14 protein-coding genes are annotated in these 15,132 nt (G+C 71.4%); 10 read left to right on the top strand and 4 right to left on the bottom strand.

All coding sequences use genetic code 11. The annotated features are described in order from the left end of the window. Positions 1-60: 60 nt before the first annotated feature. The gene (locus tag ACFVUT_RS32705) at positions 61-3,021 is read right to left on the bottom strand and encodes a tetratricopeptide repeat protein (protein WP_389657483.1); all 2,961 of its coding nucleotides are present in this window, start codon (positions 3,019-3,021) and stop codon (positions 61-63) included. After that, the gene (locus ACFVUT_RS32700) at positions 3,018-4,913 is read right to left on the bottom strand and encodes an HSP90 family protein (protein WP_389657486.1); all 1,896 of its coding nucleotides are present in this window, start codon (positions 4,911-4,913) and stop codon (positions 3,018-3,020) included. Before ACFVUT_RS32700 ends, ACFVUT_RS32705 begins: the two co-directional genes overlap by 4 nt. A 173-nt stretch (positions 4,914-5,086) precedes the next feature. Here ACFVUT_RS32700 and recG point away from each other — a divergent pair, with 173 nt between their 5' ends. From recG to mutM, 8 genes are all read left to right on the top strand, one after another. Beyond that, on the top strand, positions 5,087-7,300 hold the full coding sequence (gene recG / locus ACFVUT_RS32695; RefSeq protein WP_389657488.1) for an ATP-dependent DNA helicase RecG: 2,214 nt from the start codon (positions 5,087-5,089) through the stop codon (positions 7,298-7,300). A 95-nt stretch (positions 7,301-7,395) separates the two neighbouring features. Then, positions 7,396-7,980 (top strand): 16S rRNA (guanine(966)-N(2))-methyltransferase RsmD, encoded by a 585-nt coding sequence (rsmD, locus tag ACFVUT_RS32690; protein WP_389657491.1) that lies wholly within the window; start codon positions 7,396-7,398, stop codon positions 7,978-7,980. Positions 7,981-8,006: 26 nt separating this feature from the next. Further along, positions 8,007-8,486, top strand: coding sequence for a pantetheine-phosphate adenylyltransferase (gene coaD / locus ACFVUT_RS32685; RefSeq protein WP_389657699.1), 480 nt, complete (start codon positions 8,007-8,009; stop codon positions 8,484-8,486). A 98-nt stretch (positions 8,487-8,584) separates the two neighbouring features. After that, entirely contained in the window at positions 8,585-9,679 is a 1,095-nt protein-coding gene (locus ACFVUT_RS32680; RefSeq protein ID WP_389657494.1) for a cell division initiation protein, read from the top strand. A 260-nt stretch (positions 9,680-9,939) separates the two neighbouring features. After that, positions 9,940-10,608: a YceD family protein gene (locus ACFVUT_RS32675; protein WP_389657497.1), complete on the top strand. Its 669-nt coding sequence runs from the start codon at positions 9,940-9,942 to the stop codon at positions 10,606-10,608. A gap of 2 nt (positions 10,609-10,610) precedes the next feature. Continuing rightward, positions 10,611-10,784, top strand: a complete 174-nt coding sequence (gene rpmF, locus ACFVUT_RS32670; protein ID WP_003965982.1) for a 50S ribosomal protein L32 — start codon at positions 10,611-10,613, stop codon at positions 10,782-10,784. Between the two features lie 19 nt (positions 10,785-10,803). Further along, a complete protein-coding gene (gene rnc / locus ACFVUT_RS32665; RefSeq protein WP_389657500.1) occupies positions 10,804-11,628 on the top strand; it encodes a ribonuclease III in 825 nt (274 codons plus the stop codon). Positions 11,629-11,746: 118 nt separating this feature from the next. After that, positions 11,747-12,652: a bifunctional DNA-formamidopyrimidine glycosylase/DNA-(apurinic or apyrimidinic site) lyase gene (gene mutM / locus ACFVUT_RS32660; RefSeq protein WP_389657503.1), complete on the top strand. Its 906-nt coding sequence runs from the start codon at positions 11,747-11,749 to the stop codon at positions 12,650-12,652. Here the strand turns inward: mutM and ACFVUT_RS32655 are convergent. Together ACFVUT_RS32655 and ACFVUT_RS32650 are read right to left on the bottom strand one after the other, a co-directional pair. Then, positions 12,589-13,032 (bottom strand): winged helix-turn-helix transcriptional regulator, encoded by a 444-nt coding sequence (locus ACFVUT_RS32655; protein ID WP_389657506.1) that lies wholly within the window; start codon positions 13,030-13,032, stop codon positions 12,589-12,591. The two genes, mutM and ACFVUT_RS32655, sit on opposite strands and share 64 nt — an antisense overlap. Before the next feature lie 76 nt (positions 13,033-13,108). Next, entirely contained in the window at positions 13,109-14,008 is a 900-nt protein-coding gene (locus tag ACFVUT_RS32650) for a CAP domain-containing protein (RefSeq protein WP_389657509.1), read from the bottom strand. Positions 14,009-14,153: 145 nt separating this feature from the next. On the opposite strand from ACFVUT_RS32650, the gene ACFVUT_RS32645 reads away from it, so the two are divergent. Then, positions 14,154-14,435, top strand: coding sequence for an acylphosphatase (locus ACFVUT_RS32645; RefSeq protein ID WP_389657512.1), 282 nt, complete (start codon positions 14,154-14,156; stop codon positions 14,433-14,435). A 439-nt stretch (positions 14,436-14,874) separates the two neighbouring features. Further along, the gene (locus tag ACFVUT_RS32640) at positions 14,875-15,087 is read left to right on the top strand and encodes a hypothetical protein (RefSeq protein ID WP_389657514.1); all 213 of its coding nucleotides are present in this window, start codon (positions 14,875-14,877) and stop codon (positions 15,085-15,087) included. Positions 15,088-15,132 lie beyond the last annotated feature (45 nt).

Below are 15,132 nucleotides of genomic sequence, written 5' to 3'. Positions count from 1 at the left end.
CGATCCGCACCGCGGTGCGGATCGAGCCGGTCCGGCGCCCGGTCCGCCCCGCGGGGGCTCTCAGGTGTTGGACGCGCCCGGACGCCCGTCCACGTACGCCAGCAGCGCCTCCGCCTCCGCCCGGCGGGCCCGGCCCGTCTCGTCCGGTTCCCCGGCCCCGTACGCGTCAAGGACGCCCCGGGCCCGCGTCCGGGCGGCGTCCGGACGGTTCAGGTCCGCCTCCAGCCACGCCGCCATCAGCTCGGCGGCCGTGCGCAGGTCGAGGAAGTCCGGGCCCGCCTCCGTGAAACCGGCGACCGCCCGGTGCACATGACCGAGCGCCTCCTCGAACTCCGGCGCCGCACCCGGCTCGCCCTCGCAGACATGGGCGATCAACTCGCCGGTCTGGCGGTGGGTGTCCGCGAGTTCCGCCAGCAGCCCGGGTGCCTCCTCCACGGGGCGGGCCTCCAGCGCAGCCTCGCACTCCCGCGCCGCCGCCGCCATGAACGCCCGTGCCGCCTCCGGTCCCGGCCGGCCCTCCCGGATCGCGATCCAGGCCCGCACCCGCAGCGTCCGGACCAGCGCGGGGACGTCGCCCAGCGCGCGCCAGAGCTCCCCGGCCCTCGCGTACGCCTGCTCCGCCTCGGAGTCGAGACCGGACTGGTAGAGCGCCTGCGCGGCACGATGGGCGAGCATGGCGTGGTCCTGCTGCTCGGGCCAGTGGCGGGCGATGTCCGCCGCCTCCAGCCAGTGCCGCGCCGCGTCCCGCGGCTCGTCGAGCGCGGTGAGGGAGTCACCGAGCCACCAGAGCGTCTGGACGACCATGCCGTCGCCGTGCTCCTCGGCTGTGATGTCCGGCAGCACGGCCTCCAGCACGGCCGCCGCCTCCGCGGCCCGGCCCAGCCTCAGCAGCCAGCCGCCGAGCTGATGGCGGGCGTGGACCCCGAGTGTCGCGCTCTCACCCGACTCGTCGGCCCAGTGCGAGGCGTCCAGCGCGTGCCCGGTCGCCTCGTCGAACTGCCCGGTTTCACCGAGGATTTCGGCGAGCCGGAGATGCAGCCGGGCCCTTCCGGGCGCCGTGACGAACTCCGCCCCGTGTGCCAGGGCGGCCCGTGCGGCGCGTTCCGCCCGCGCGAGGTCGCCGGCCTGGGCGGCGATACCGGCCGTCTTGGCCTCGTACTCGACGGCGTACCACGGCAGCCCGGCGGCATGGGCCCCGGCGGCGGCCCGCTCGTACAGCTCCGACGCGCCCGGGACGTCGCCCCGGTACGCGGCGACGTCACCGAGAAGGTCCAGCGCCTCCGCGATCCGGATGGCCGTCCTGTCCTCCGGACGCAGGGGCTCGGCGAACGCGAGCAGTTCCCGCGCGCCCTGTTCGAGGCCGGCGACGGCGGCCCCGGCGGACTCCTCGTCCGTGGCTTCCTGCACCAGCCTGCCGAGCACACGGGCCCGGCACGCCAGCACCGCGCCCGCCTGACGGGCGGTGGCCTCGCCCCGGGCGCGCAGAGCGAGGACCCGTTCCAGACCCGAGGCGATCTCGGCCAGGGCCCCGTCGGCGTGGCCGGGCTCCAGCGAGCGGGCGTACGCCGCCCGGGCCGCCGCGGCCACGGCCTCGCCCGGGTCACCCGCCGCCTCGTACAGGGCGGCGGCAGCCTCGAAAGCCGCCGTCGCCTCGGCGGGCGGCAGGGAACCGTCCATCGCCCGGTGGTCCTCGACGCAGGCGCGGTCGTGGTCGGACAGCCCGGCCGCGCCGCCGTCCGACGCGTCGGCCCGGCGGGCGACGGCCCGCCAGGCAGCCGCGGCGTGTGGGTGCTGGGCCTCGGAGAGGCGGTGGGCCTCGGCCAGCAGACCGGGCAGGTCGGACGGTGCGTCCGTCCGCGTCCGGGGAGCCGTTCCCGGGGCGGTGTACGGCTCCTCGGGCGGAGCGGTGAGGCGCACGGCCCGTACGCCGAGCGGAAGCCGTTCCAGCAGCGGCTGCCGGTCCAGGCACTCCCGTACCAGCCCACTGACGTGCGCCGTCCCGTTGCGCTCGTCGAACCGGGCCGCCAGCGCGAGTGCCCGCGTACGGGCGTGTGCGGCCAGCGCGGAGGCGGTCCAGTCGGTTCCCGCGGGCCCCGGCACCGACTGCCCGCCGTGGCCGCGCGAGGTCAGCCGGTCCATCAGCAGGGCGGTGACGGCCAGGAAGTCCATCAGGCTGCCGGGGTTACCGCTGTCGGTGAAGTACGCGGGCCGCTCGGCGATGATCTCCAGGGCTCGGGCCTCGTTGCCGGTCAGGGCGCAGAACTCGATGTGCCGGGCCACCGAGTTGCGCATGCTCTCCATCGGCCGGACCAGCCGGTACCCGCGCAGATGATGGGCGCGGGCCTGCTCCGCACGGCCCGTCCGCAGCAGCGGGAGCAGCGAGGCCGCCAGCACGGCATGGGGCTCGTGGGCGCAGGTGTGCTCGCCGCCCAGCACCGGGGCCCAGGTTTCCAGGGCCTCGGCGTCCAGGCCCCGCAGCACCTGCCAGTCGCCCTGCTCGTGCAGCTCACAGGCGTGGCAGTTGGCCATCCGGTCCCGGTCGGCCGCCTGCCAGGCGGCATACGCGCGCTCGGCCCGCGCCAGATCGCCCACATGCCGGGCGATCTCCAGCTCGCCCTGGCGCACGGCGCGTTCGGAATGACCGGCGAGCCGGTAGCGGTGCTCCATCTCGCCCTGCCACTTCTCGATGGCGGCGAGCGGGATGTGCGGCTGGTCGGTCATGGAGCTGGAGACCCACTTGAACATCCAGAACAGATGGTGGGTCATGTACTCGCTGAACACGCCCGGCTGTTCGTCCCACATGCGCAGCAGCCGCGCGAAGGGCACGAACATCTTGTCCTTCTCGGAGCTGTAGTTGTAGGCCTGCATCTGGTGGGTGAGCGCCTCGACGACCAGGGCGCTGTCCCCGGTCTGCTCGGCCTCGGTCAGCAGCCGTTCCGCGCGGGCGTTGCGCGCGGGGCCCTCCGGCTCCTCCTCGTTCTCCCGCAGGGCCCGGCGGATCGTGGTGACGTCGGGACTCATCGGCTGTCCTCCTGGGGGTCCGCGGGGGAGTGTCCTGGTGGTGCGGGATGGGTGGCCCACTCCAGCAGGCCGAGGAACGCCCGGTTCAGCAGCGCGGAATCGGCGGGCCGCAGCGGGCGCTGCGCCATCAGCAGCGCCTGCCCGTACAGTGCCTCCGTCGCGGTCGCGGCCAGCTCCGGACTGTCCAGCGAACTGATCCGCCGGATCAGCGGATTGAGATGGTTCAGCACGAGCCGGGCGCGCGGCGCACTGCCGCGCAGCGAGCCGAGAATGCCCGCCCACAGATCGTCCGCCTGTTCCTCCGCCTCGGCACGGGCCTGCTCATGACGGGCCGCGCGGTCGTCGAGATGCAGCGCGGGCACGGTCAGCGGATGGAAGGCGCGCAGCGCCACGTCGCAGCCGAGCGGGTCCAGCCTGGTGCGGGCCGTGGCCAGGAAGGCACCGAGCGCCAGCTCCTGCTCCGGATCGACGGAGTCCAGATGCGCGGTGACGGTATCGGCGTCCAGCTCCGCGACCGTGGTACCCGGCCGGACCGAGGGCAGCCGCTCGACCAGTTCGGTGTCGTACGTGTAGCCGCCGTTGACCACCCCGATGCCCTGCGCGGACGCGATCGGCGCGACCTGCCGGAACTCCTCCACGGTCCGCGTGAAGTGCACCACCGGATGGCGCCGGGCGAACTCCTCCAGTGACAGACGCCCGTCCGTCGTCTCGAACGGCAGCCACGGCAGCATCGTGCGCAGCATGTCGCTGTCGTGCCGGGCGAGCGACTTCACCCCGAGATGGTGTACGGAGAGGAACTCCGCGAGCCGCTCCGGATCACCGGCTGCGAGCCCCGTGAGCCAGCCCCTGATCCGGTCGCCGAGCGCCTCCCGTACGGCGGAGAGGGTCTCGTCCGCGTACAGCGCCTCGCGCGACGCGGTGGGCCGCAGACTGTCCGTGTCGATGACACAGCGCACGAAGAACGCCCAGTCGGGGAGCAGTTCCTCGGCCCGTTCCGTCAGCAGCATCCCCTTCAGATGCACCCGGTGGCCCGCGCGCTGCGCCGGACTCACGGCGGACGGCAGCACGTAGGCGACACCGCGGATCCCGGCGAGCGGCAGATCCAGATCGATCGCGTCCAGTGGCGAGAAACCGAACTGCTCGTGGCAGTGGCGGGCGAGTGCCACCCGCCGCGCGGCCGGGCTCGGACACGGACGGTCCCACGGCGCCGGTAGATCGGTGACGGCGGCCTCGCCGACCCGTACGTCGTACGGCAGGAGCGAACCGAAGTCACGGGCGAGGGCGAGGACCCGCTCCTCGGCGAGCCACTCCCCGCTGCCGGCACGGGCGGTCAGGTGCACGGTGGTGCCGGGCTCCGGGCGGGCGCTGTCGGGCAGCGTACGGACGGTGTACGAACCGTCGTCGCGGGCGCACCACTCCACGGGCGGCGCACCGGGCGTCCGCGCCGACCGGCTGACCACCCGGATCTCGGCCGCGACGACGAAGCAGGCCAGCAGGCCGATACCGAACTGGCCGAGGAACTCGGCGCGTGCCGAGGCCAGTCCCTCGGCGCCGTCGCGTTTGGAACTGCGGCCGATCGTCGCGAGCAGGCTGTGCACATCGGTCTCGGTCAGACCGATCCCGCTGTCCTCGACCCGCAGCCGTCCGCCGTCCGCGTACAGCCGCACCAGGGCGGGCGCGTCCGGCTGCTCGGCGCGGCGGGCCGTGATCGCGTCCACCGCGTTCTGCAGCAGCTCACGGAGGTAGACACGGGGTGAGGAGTAGAGATGGTGGGAGAGGAGGTCGACCAGTCCGCGCAGATCCACCTGGAAGGTGTGCGGGGAACGGCCGGAGCCGGAGAAGGAATCGGAGTGTTCGGAGGGCGCGGAGTTCGCTGAGGTGTCAGATGTCATCGTCGCAGCGCCGGTGGGGGGACGGGCGACGGCGCGGGTCGGGCGATCCCTCGAAGGTGATCGCGAGCCGGAAGCGGGGGAGCCGATCCTAGAGGCGTGGCGATCCTTCTCACCAGGGGATTCCGGCGTTCCGCGTGGTGCCCGCCGGACATCTGTCAGTGGTGTGGTGTGCAATGGATCGCGTGTCCGCGTTCGATGAACCCCTCAAGAAGCTGCTCGGCGGAGCCACCGCGAAGGTGATGGCCGACCACCTCGACCTGCACACGGTCGGTGATCTGCTGCACCACTACCCGCGCCGGTACGAGGAGCGCGGCCGGCTCACGGCGTTGACCGACCTCCCACTGGAGGAGCACGTGACGGTGGTCGCCCAGGTCGCCGACGCCCGCGTCATGATGTTCAACAACGGCCGCGGCAAACGCCTCGAAGTGACCCTCACCGACGGCAGCGGCCGTCTCCAGCTGGTCTTCTTCGGCCATGGCGTCCACAAGCCGCACAAGGAGCTGCTGCCCGGCCGCCGGGCCATGTTCGCGGGCAAGGTCTCCGTCTTCAACCGGAAGATGCAGCTGGCCCACCCGACGTACCAGCTGCTGGACACCGAGTCCATCGACGGGGCCGAGGCCACCGAGGCGGTGGACGCCTTCGCCGGGCGCCTCCTGCCGATCTACCCGGCCTGCAAGCAGATGGACTCGTGGCGGATCGCCAAGGCCGTCGACACCGTGCTGCCGAGCGCGCGGGAGGCCGTCGACCCGCTGCCGCCCGCTCTGCGCGAGGGCCGCGGTTTCACTCCGCTCCCGGAAGCGCTGCTGAAGGTCCACCGGCCGCAGACCAAGGCGGACATCGCGCAGGCCAGGGACCGGCTGAAGTGGGACGAGGCGTTCGTCCTCCAGGTCGCGCTGGCCCGCCGCAGACACGCCGACACCCAGCTCCCGGCCGTGGCCCGCGGACGCCGGGCCGGCGGACTGCTCGACGCCTTCGACGCCAAGCTGCCGTTCACCCTCACGGAGGGCCAGGAGAAGGTCTCCGAGGAGATCTTCGACGACCTGGCGGCCGAGCACCCGATGCACCGGCTGCTCCAGGGCGAGGTGGGCAGTGGCAAGACGATGGTCGCGCTGCGCGCGATGCTGGGCGTCGTCGACGCGGGCGGGCAGGCCGCCATGCTCGCGCCCACCGAGGTGCTCGCCCAGCAGCACCACCGGTCCATCACCGAAATGATGGGCGAGCTGGCCGAGGGAGGCATGCTCGGCGGCTCCGAGCAGGGCACGAAGGTGGTGCTGCTCACCGGTTCCATGGGAGTGGCGGCCCGCCGCCGGGCACTGCTCGACCTCGTCACCGGCGAGGCCGGGATCGTGATCGGCACACACGCGCTGATCGAGGACAAGGTGCGGTTCCACGACCTGGGCCTGGTCGTCGTCGACGAACAGCACCGCTTCGGCGTGGAGCAGCGCGACGCCCTGCGCTCGAAGGGGCAGCAGCCGCCGCACCTGCTCGTCATGACGGCGACCCCGATTCCCCGCACGGTCGCCATGACCGTCTTCGGCGACCTGGAGACCTCCGTACTGGACCAGCTCCCGGCCGGCCGCTCGCCGATCGCCAGCCATGTCGTACCCGCCAAGGACAAGCCGCACTTCCTCAGCCGCGCCTGGGAGCGCGTCCGGGAAGAAGTGGAGAAGGGGCACCAGGGCTACGTCGTCTGCCCCCGCATCGGCGACGACGCCGAGGACGAGCCGGCGGGCACGAAGGGGAAGAAGACGGCCGAGGAGGACGGCGAGAAGCGACCGCCGCTCGCCGTCCTGGAGATCGCCGCACAGCTCGCCGAGGGCCCGCTCGCCGGCCTGCGCGTCGAGGTGCTGCACGGCAGGATGAACCCCGACGACAAGGACGACGTGATGCGGCGGTTCGCCGCGGGCCAGGTCGACGTCCTCGTCGCCACCACGGTCATCGAGGTCGGGGTCAACGTCCCCAACGCCACCGTCATGGTGATCATGGACGCCGACCGGTTCGGGGTGTCCCAGCTGCACCAGCTGCGCGGCCGGGTCGGCCGCGGCTCCGCCGCCGGACTCTGCCTGCTGGTCAGCGAGGCCCACGAGGCCAGTCCGGCCCGGGCCCGGCTCTCGGCCGTCGCCGCCACGCTCGACGGCTTCGAACTGTCCCGGATCGACCTCGAACAGCGCCGCGAGGGCGATGTCCTCGGCCAGGCCCAGTCCGGGGTCCGTTCCTCGCTGCGGATGCTCACCGTCATCGACGACGAGGAGGTCATCGCCGCCGCCCGCGAGGAGGCCGCCGCGGTCGTCGCCGCCGACCCGGATCTGGAGCACCTGCCCGAGCTGCGGACCGCGCTGGACGCGCTGCTCGACAAGGAACGCGAGCAGTACCTCGACAAGGGGTGACGGGTGCGCGGGCCCGATCCGTCCCGACGCCATATCGTGGGGGCACGGCGCCGCAGCACCCTGTGGGCCGCCCACGAACCGAGGACCAGACACCCATGACCCGCGTGATCGCCGGCTCGGCCGGCGGACGCCGCCTGGCCGTGCCGCCCGGCACCGGCACCCGCCCCACCTCCGACCGTGCACGCGAGGGCCTCTTCTCCACCTGGGAGGCGCTGCTGGGCAGCTTCCAGGGCACCCGTATCGCGGATCTGTACGCGGGCTCGGGCGCCGTCGGCCTGGAGGCGCTCTCCCGCGGCGCGGTCCACGCCCTGCTCGTCGAGGCCGACCCCAAGGCAGTCCGCACCGTCCGGGACAACGTCCGCACGCTCGGCCTGCCCGGCGCCGAGGTCCGCACCGGCAGAGCCGAACAGATCGTGACGGGCCCGGCGCCGGCGGCGCCGTACGACGTGGTGTTCCTGGACCCGCCGTATGCCGTGACCGACGGCGATCTTGGCGAGATACTCGTCACACTCCGTGCCCAGGGGTGGCTCACGGACGATGCCCTCGTCACCGTGGAACGGAGCACCAGAGGCGGAGAATTCGGCTGGCCCGAGGGATTCGAGCCACTGCGGGCCCGTCGCTACGGCGAAGGAACGCTTTGGTACGGTCGCGCCGCCTCACTGTGCGAAGACGCACGATGACCGGACCGGAGAGCGAGGGAATCAAGTTGCGCCGCGCCGTCTGTCCGGGGTCCTTCGACCCCATCACCAACGGACACCTCGACATCATTGGCCGCGCCTCGAAGCTGTACGACGTCGTACACGTCGCGGTGATGATCAACCAGTCCAAGAAGGGCCTGTTCACGATCGAGGAGCGGATCGACCTGATCCGTCAGGTCACCGCGGAATTCGGCAACGTCCAGGTCGAGTCCTTCCACGGCCTCCTGGTCGACTTCTGCAAGCAGCGCGACATCCCGGCGATCGTGAAGGGCCTGCGGGCCGTCAGCGACTTCGACTACGAACTCCAGATGGCCCAGATGAACAACGGCCTCTCCGGCGTCGAGACGCTTTTCGTACCGACGAATCCCACATACAGCTTCCTGTCGTCCTCCCTGGTCAAGGAGGTCGCCACCTGGGGCGGCGACGTCTCCCACCTGCTGCCCCCGGTGGTCCACGACGCCCTCACCGAGCGTCTCGCCCAGCGCTGAAGCACTGACGTTCCGTCACCAGGTGTCGGGCGGGCACCGACTGGCCGTACAGTCGTCCCGTCCGTCTCCAATCGGCTGTAGAGAGTGGCGAGCACACGGTGGACGTGCAGAAGAAGCTGGACGAGATCGTCGAGGCGGTCGGGAGCGCCCGGTCCATGCCCATGTCGGCCTCGTGCGTGATCAACCGCGCCGAGCTGCTCGCGATGCTCGAAGAGGTGCGCGAGGCCCTGCCCGGCTCGCTCGCCCACGCCCAGGAGCTCATCGGCGGCCAGGAGCAGATGGCCGAGCAGGCCCGCCAGGAGGCCGGACGGATCATCGAGACCGCACACGCCGAGCGCACCTCGCTGATCTCCGAGACCGAGGTCGCCAGGCAGGCCCGCAGCGAGGCCGACCGCATGCTCGGCGAGGCCCGCCGGGAGGCCCAGGAGGTCAGGGCCGAGGCCGACGAGTACGTCGACAGCAAGCTCGCCAACTTCGAGGTCGTCCTCACCAAGACCATCGGGTCCGTCGACCGGGGCCGCGAGAAGCTGCTCGGCCGGGGCCAGGCCTTCGACGAGCAGGGATACGAGGATCCCGACTTCGCCGAGGCCCCCGAGCGCAGCACCGACCCGGCCACGCTGCAGCGCCGCGCCGACGAGTACGTCGACACCAAGCTCGGCGCCTTCGAGGCCGTGCTGGCCAAGACCCTGGAGGCGGTCGGCCGCGGCCGGCAGAAGCTGCACGGCCGGGTTCCCACCGACGAACTCGGCGCCCACATGGCCGCCCAGGACGCGGCGGGCAACCAGGGGCGGATCAGCGACGAGGACCACTGGGCCGGCCTCGCCGAGCTCACCACCCCGGAGCCGCAGCCGGTGCACCAGCAGGTCCAGCCGCACTTCCCCGCCCAGGCCCAGCCGGCCTACGCGGAGACGTACGCGTACCAGGAGCAGCCGCAGCAGGACGTCTACGGCTACCAGCAGCAGCCGGACCCGTACGCCGCCTACCAGCAGCAGGACGCCGCCTACCCGCAGCAGGACTACGACCAGAGCCAGTCCCAGGTCCCGGTCCAGGGGTACGACGGCTGGCAGCAGCAGGCCGTGCAGCCCCATCAGCCGCTCCAGCCGCAGGGCGAGAGCGCCCTCGACGAGACCAGCCTGTTCGACACCAGCATGATCGACCTGAACCAGCTCCACCGGTACGAACAGGGGCGCTGACCGGGCGGGACGGCGGCCCGGGGACTTCCGGCCCCGGACCGGACCGGGGACCGCCGGGATCGGATCGGCGGCTGTTCGGGCCGACGTCCGGTACCGGACCGGATCGGGTGGCTGGGCGCACCGCATCGGGGGCGGGCGGACCGGATTGGGAGCTGGGCGGCGCGTCCAGTATCCTGGCTCTTCGGTCGCGCTAGGTCCGCGATCCCGGCTGCCCGTTTCGATCCCGATTCAGGTCGGCCCTTCCGCGACGTGCGACGCACATGATTCCGAAAGCAGGAAAAGCCCTGAACGGCCACCTCGACCACCGAAACCCCCTCGTGTTCGACACACACGAGCTGGGTCGGCGTCCCGGTGCCCTCCAGCGGCTGACCCGCTCGGTGGAGGCGCCCGGTACACCGGCCCTCGGCATCGACGGAGTCATCGGTGTGCCGGAAGGCGCACCCGTGGAGCTGGACCTCCGTCTCGAATCGGTCATGGAGGGTGTGCTTGTCACAGGCACCGCCCGTGCGTCGGTCGAGGGGGAGTGCGTAAGGTGTCTGGAGCCGCTGCGCCAAGAGGTCGTGGCGGACTTCCAGGAGCTGTTCTCGTACCCTGACGCCGATGACCGGGGCCGCAGCAAGGCGGCACCGGCCGACGACGCCGAGGACGACGAGGACAGGCTCTACATCGAGGACGGCCTGTTCGACCTCGAACCTGTGCTGCGTGATGCGGTGGTGCTCGCACTGCCGATGCAGCCGGTGTGCCGGGAGTCCTGCGCCGGTCTGTGTTCCGAATGCGGAATCAGGCTGGACGAGAACCCCGGTCACCACCACGATGCCGTCGACATCCGTTGGGCGGCATTGCAAGGACTCGCCGAGACCGTTCAGGACGGCGAGAAGGACAACATGGGCGGCGCCGAAGCGGGCGTCGACGAGAAGCAGGAGAAGTAGCCGTGGCTGTTCCGAAGCGGAAGATGTCGCGCAGCAACACGCGCCACCGCCGGTCGCAGTGGAAGGCTGCGGTCCCCACCCTGGTTTCGTGCGAGCGTTGCCAGGAGCCGAAGCTGCAGCACATCGCGTGCCCCAGCTGCGGCACGTACAACAAGCGCCAGGTCCTCGAGGTCTGAGCGGCTGGTGAGAGGCCCGATGTCTGAGTTGTCCAACGCCAAGAAGCAGGCAGACAACGTCAACACAGCCTCGTCCCACACGCTTCTGGAAGGGCGGCTCGGATATCACCTCGAGTCCGCCCTTCTGGTGCGTGCGCTGACCCATCGTTCGTACGCGTACGAGAACGGCGGTCTGCCCACCAACGAGCGGCTCGAATTCCTCGGGGACTCGGTGCTCGGCCTGGTGGTCACGGACACGCTGTACCGCACCCACCCCGACCTGCCCGAAGGCCAGCTGGCCAAATTGCGGGCCGCGGTGGTCAACTCGCGTGCGCTTGCGGAAGTGGGCCGCGGCCTCGAACTCGGCTCCTTCATCCGGCTCGGCCGCGGTGAAGAGGGCACGGGCGGCAGGGACAAGGCGTCCATCCTCGCCGACACCCTTGAAGCGGTGATCGGCGCGGTCTACCTCGACCAGGGTCTCAGCGCGGCCTCGGAGCTGGTCCACCGGCTCTTCGACCCGCTGATCGACAGGTCCTCGAACCTCGGCGCAGGCCTGGACTGGAAGACCAGCCTCCAGGAACTCACCGCGAGCGAGAGCCTCGGCGTGCCCGAGTACCTCGTCACGGAGACCGGCCCGGACCACGAGAAGACCTTTACTGCTGCTGCTCGCGTCGGTGGTGTCTCGTACGGCACCGGCACCGGCCGTAGCAAGAAGGAAGCGGAGCAGCAGGCGGCGGAGTCCGCCTGGCGCGAGATCAGCGCCGCCGCGGAGGCGCGGGCGGCAACGGCGAAGGCCGCTGCCGACGGAGGGGCCGCCGACACCCCTGCCGGCCCCACGCCCTCCACGGGCATCGCTCCGGCCTGACCCGAGAACCCCCTCGGTGCCCCGCGCACCGAGGGGTTTTCCCTGTCCGGATATTCTTTTCACAGCTCCGGATTCTTTTCGGTTCCCCTTCTCCTTCCACACCCCCAGGAGCGACACCGTGCCCGAGCTGCCCGAGGTCGAGGTCGTACGACGCGGTCTTGAGCGCTGGGTCGCCGGCCGTACCGTCGACGACGTCGAGGTGCTGCATCCGCGCGCGGTCCGCCGCCACCTCGGGGGCGGGGTGGATTTCGCGGCCCGGCTCGGCGGCGCCCGCTTCGGGACGGCCATGCGCCGCGGCAAGTACCTGTGGGTGCCGCTGGACGATGCGTCCAGCTCGCTGCTGGGCCACCTCGGCATGAGCGGCCAGCTGCTCGTCCAGCCGCAGGACGCCCCCGACGAGAAGCACCTGCGCATCCGGATCCGCTTCGCCGACTCGCTCGGCACCGAGCTGCGCTTCGTGGACCAGCGGACCTTCGGCGGGCTCTCGGTCCACGAATGCGCCGTCGACAGCACGGACGGGCTGCCCGAGACCATCGCGCACATCGCCCGCGACCCGTTGGACCCGGCGTTCGACGACGCGGCGTTCCACACGGCCCTGCGACTGCGCCGCACGACGGTCAAGCGCGCCCTCCTCGACCAGTCGCTGATCAGCGGAGTCGGCAACATCTACGCGGACGAGGCGCTCTGGCGCACCAAGCTGCACTACGACCGGCCGACCGCGACCCTCACCCGCCCCAAGTCGGCCGAGCTGCTGGGCCACGTCCGCGACGTGATGACCGCGGCGCTGGACCAGGGCGGCACCAGCTTCGACAGCCTCTACGTCAATGTGAACGGCGAGTCCGGCTACTTCGACCGCTCACTCGACGCGTACGGACGGGAGGGCGAACCCTGCGGCCGGTGCGGCACGACGATGCGCCGCCGCCCGTGGATGAACCGCTCCAGCTACTTCTGCCCGCGCTGTCAGCGACCGCCGCGCACGGTTTCCCGGTCCCGGGCCTCCGGGCTCGGGTGGACCTCGTCGTAACGGTCACGGGCCAGGAGCACCTCGGGCATTCGGCCCTCGACGAGTTCGATGAGGCCGAGCAGCCGCTCGGCGACCTGCCGGCCCAGGGGCGTCAGCTCGTAGTCGACGCGTGGCGGATTGGTCGGCTGGGCCTCGCGGTGGACCAGCCCGTCCCGCTCCAGGGCGTGGAGCGTCTGCGAGAGCATCTTCTCGCTCACCCCGTCGACCCGGCGCCGCAGCTCGTTGAAGCGGAAGCTCCCCTCGAACAGGGCTCCCAGCGTCAGGCTGCCCCAGCGCCCGGTGACATGCTCCAGGGTGCCGCGTGAGGGGCACTGCCTGGAGAACACGTCAAAGGCGAGCGCGTCAAAGGTGAGCGCGTCCGGACAGGTCTTCTCGTCCATGCCGAACAGCGTACGCCCGCACAGCGCTCACCACCGGGGTGCGCTTTCTTTTGGTACGCGGGTGTGCAGGCGGTGCTCAGAAGCCGAAGTCCTGGGTCCACCAGGGGCCGCCCGCACCGTAGTGCACGCCGACCCCGAGCGTCGTGTAGTCGCAGTTGAGAATGTTCGCCCGGTGGCCGTCACTGTTCATCCAGGAGTCCATCACCGCCTCCGCGGTGGCCTGGCCGCGGGCGATGTTCTCGCCGCCGAGCCCCTGCACACCGGCCTTCGCGGCGCGGTCCCAGGGGGACAGTCCATCGGGGTCGGTGTGGTCGAAGAAGCCGCGGGCGGCCATGTCGTCGCTGAAGTCCTGGGCGAGCGAGGTCAGCGGGGCGCTGGCCGTCACCGGGCTGCAGCCGGCCTTCGCGCGCTCCTGGTTGACCAGCGCGAGCACGGCGGCCTGTGCGGACGACGCGGTCGGCGACGGAGCGGCGGACGTGCGGGCTGCCGAAGCCGTCGGTGCGGCCGACGACTTCTCGGTCGCGGGCGGGGCGGTGCTCTCCTCGGCCGCGGCGGAGGCCGAGGACCGCGACGGCTTCGCCTGCCCGGTCGGCTCGGACGTCCGTGACGGTGTCGCGGACGACGGGGATCCGGAGGGGGAGTCCGTCTTCGTCGGGCCGTCGCCGCGTTCCGCACCCCGGCTGGCCCGGTCCGCGGGCGCGGTGGTGGAGCCGCCCTGGGTGAGCAGATCCGGGGCGCCCTTGGTGCGCACCTGGTCGGCGGCGGCGCCGCCGACGCTGTAGGAGTCGCCACCGGGCAGCAGACCGGAGGCGACCGCCACGGCGCCCACGGCCAGGGCCGCGGACACGCCGATCAGCCCGGTACGGACGGGTGCGGCGGACCGCTTCCCGCGACGCGTCCCCCGGTGCCGGCCTGCCTCCCCCGCCGCACGGTACTCAGCGGCAGGAGCTACTGCGGAGCGTCGGTGGCGTCCCATCTGCTGAGCCCTTCTGACGGTCTGGACGCCGCTCTCGGCGTCAACGCGACTCACCCGATGGGGTGAGGCTATTGCGACGGGACTGTAGTCCATGCCCTGCCGGCAGGAAGTGCTCCGAGAGCAATTGGACGGTTAGCGTGCGGGCATGAACGAAGATGTACGGCTCACCGCCTGGGTACGCGGCCGAGTACAGCAAGTAGGGTTCCGCTGGTTCACCAGGGCAAACGCTCTGGAGATCGGCGGCCTCACCGGATTCGCCCTCAATCTCGACGACGGCAGGGTGCAGGTCGTGGCCGAGGGGCAACGTGAGAATTGCCACCGTCTGCTGGACTGGCTGCGCTCGGACGACACACCCGGGCGTGTTGACGGAGTCACTGAGATCTGGGACACCCCGCGGGGTGGTTATGAGGGCTTCGCGATCCGCTGATCCGGGGTCGATCGGGGTCCGTCGCCGGGGGCTGTGTTCGGGGGGCGTTCGACGGGTGGCATGGAGTGACGGAGCAGGCGCTCATCTGCGTACACATGAAATGACCTGCGGAATGTCCGGGTGGTTGCCAAGATTCGGTCGGCGTGCCAGGCTGCGGCACTAAGGATGATCTCCACGCCTCCGTGGGTTCCGCAGGAGAGTCGCGCCGCATGATCGCCAAGCCGCGCGCCCCTGGGCCGTCCTTCCCCACGGGCTGTGATCGTGTTGACCGTCAAACTTTTTGGTGAGACGCTGAAATCCCCGCGCACCTTAGCTGTTTGGCAGAGCTGTTTGGCAGCAGAAGAGCAGTGAATACAGGGCACTGCCAAACACCGCGGGTGCCATTCCCTCACGACCCACACCGCATCGGTCGGTCACTCAGTGTGGAGGACCATCCATCATGGCAAAGGCGCTTCTCGGTTACGTCGGCGGTTCCGACCCGCGACTCCTCGCCGAGATGCGACGGCTCCAGCAGCGCGTCCAGGACCTCGAATCCGAGCTCGTACGGATCCAGGACGAGAACGACGCGCTCAACGCCGCCGCCCAGCACCAAGAGTCGCTGCTCGACAGCATCGACATCGACGTACATCAGGCGGAGCCGGCGCTGACCTGACCGATGGCCCCAGGGCCGGTCGGGCCGCGCGCGTCAGCCGTCCGA

It is taken from the genome of Streptomyces sp. NPDC058051 (assembly GCF_042885475.1).
Lineage (GTDB): Bacteria > Actinomycetota > Actinomycetes > Streptomycetales > Streptomycetaceae > Streptomyces.
This window is presented reverse-complemented; position numbering and strand designations above follow the sequence as displayed.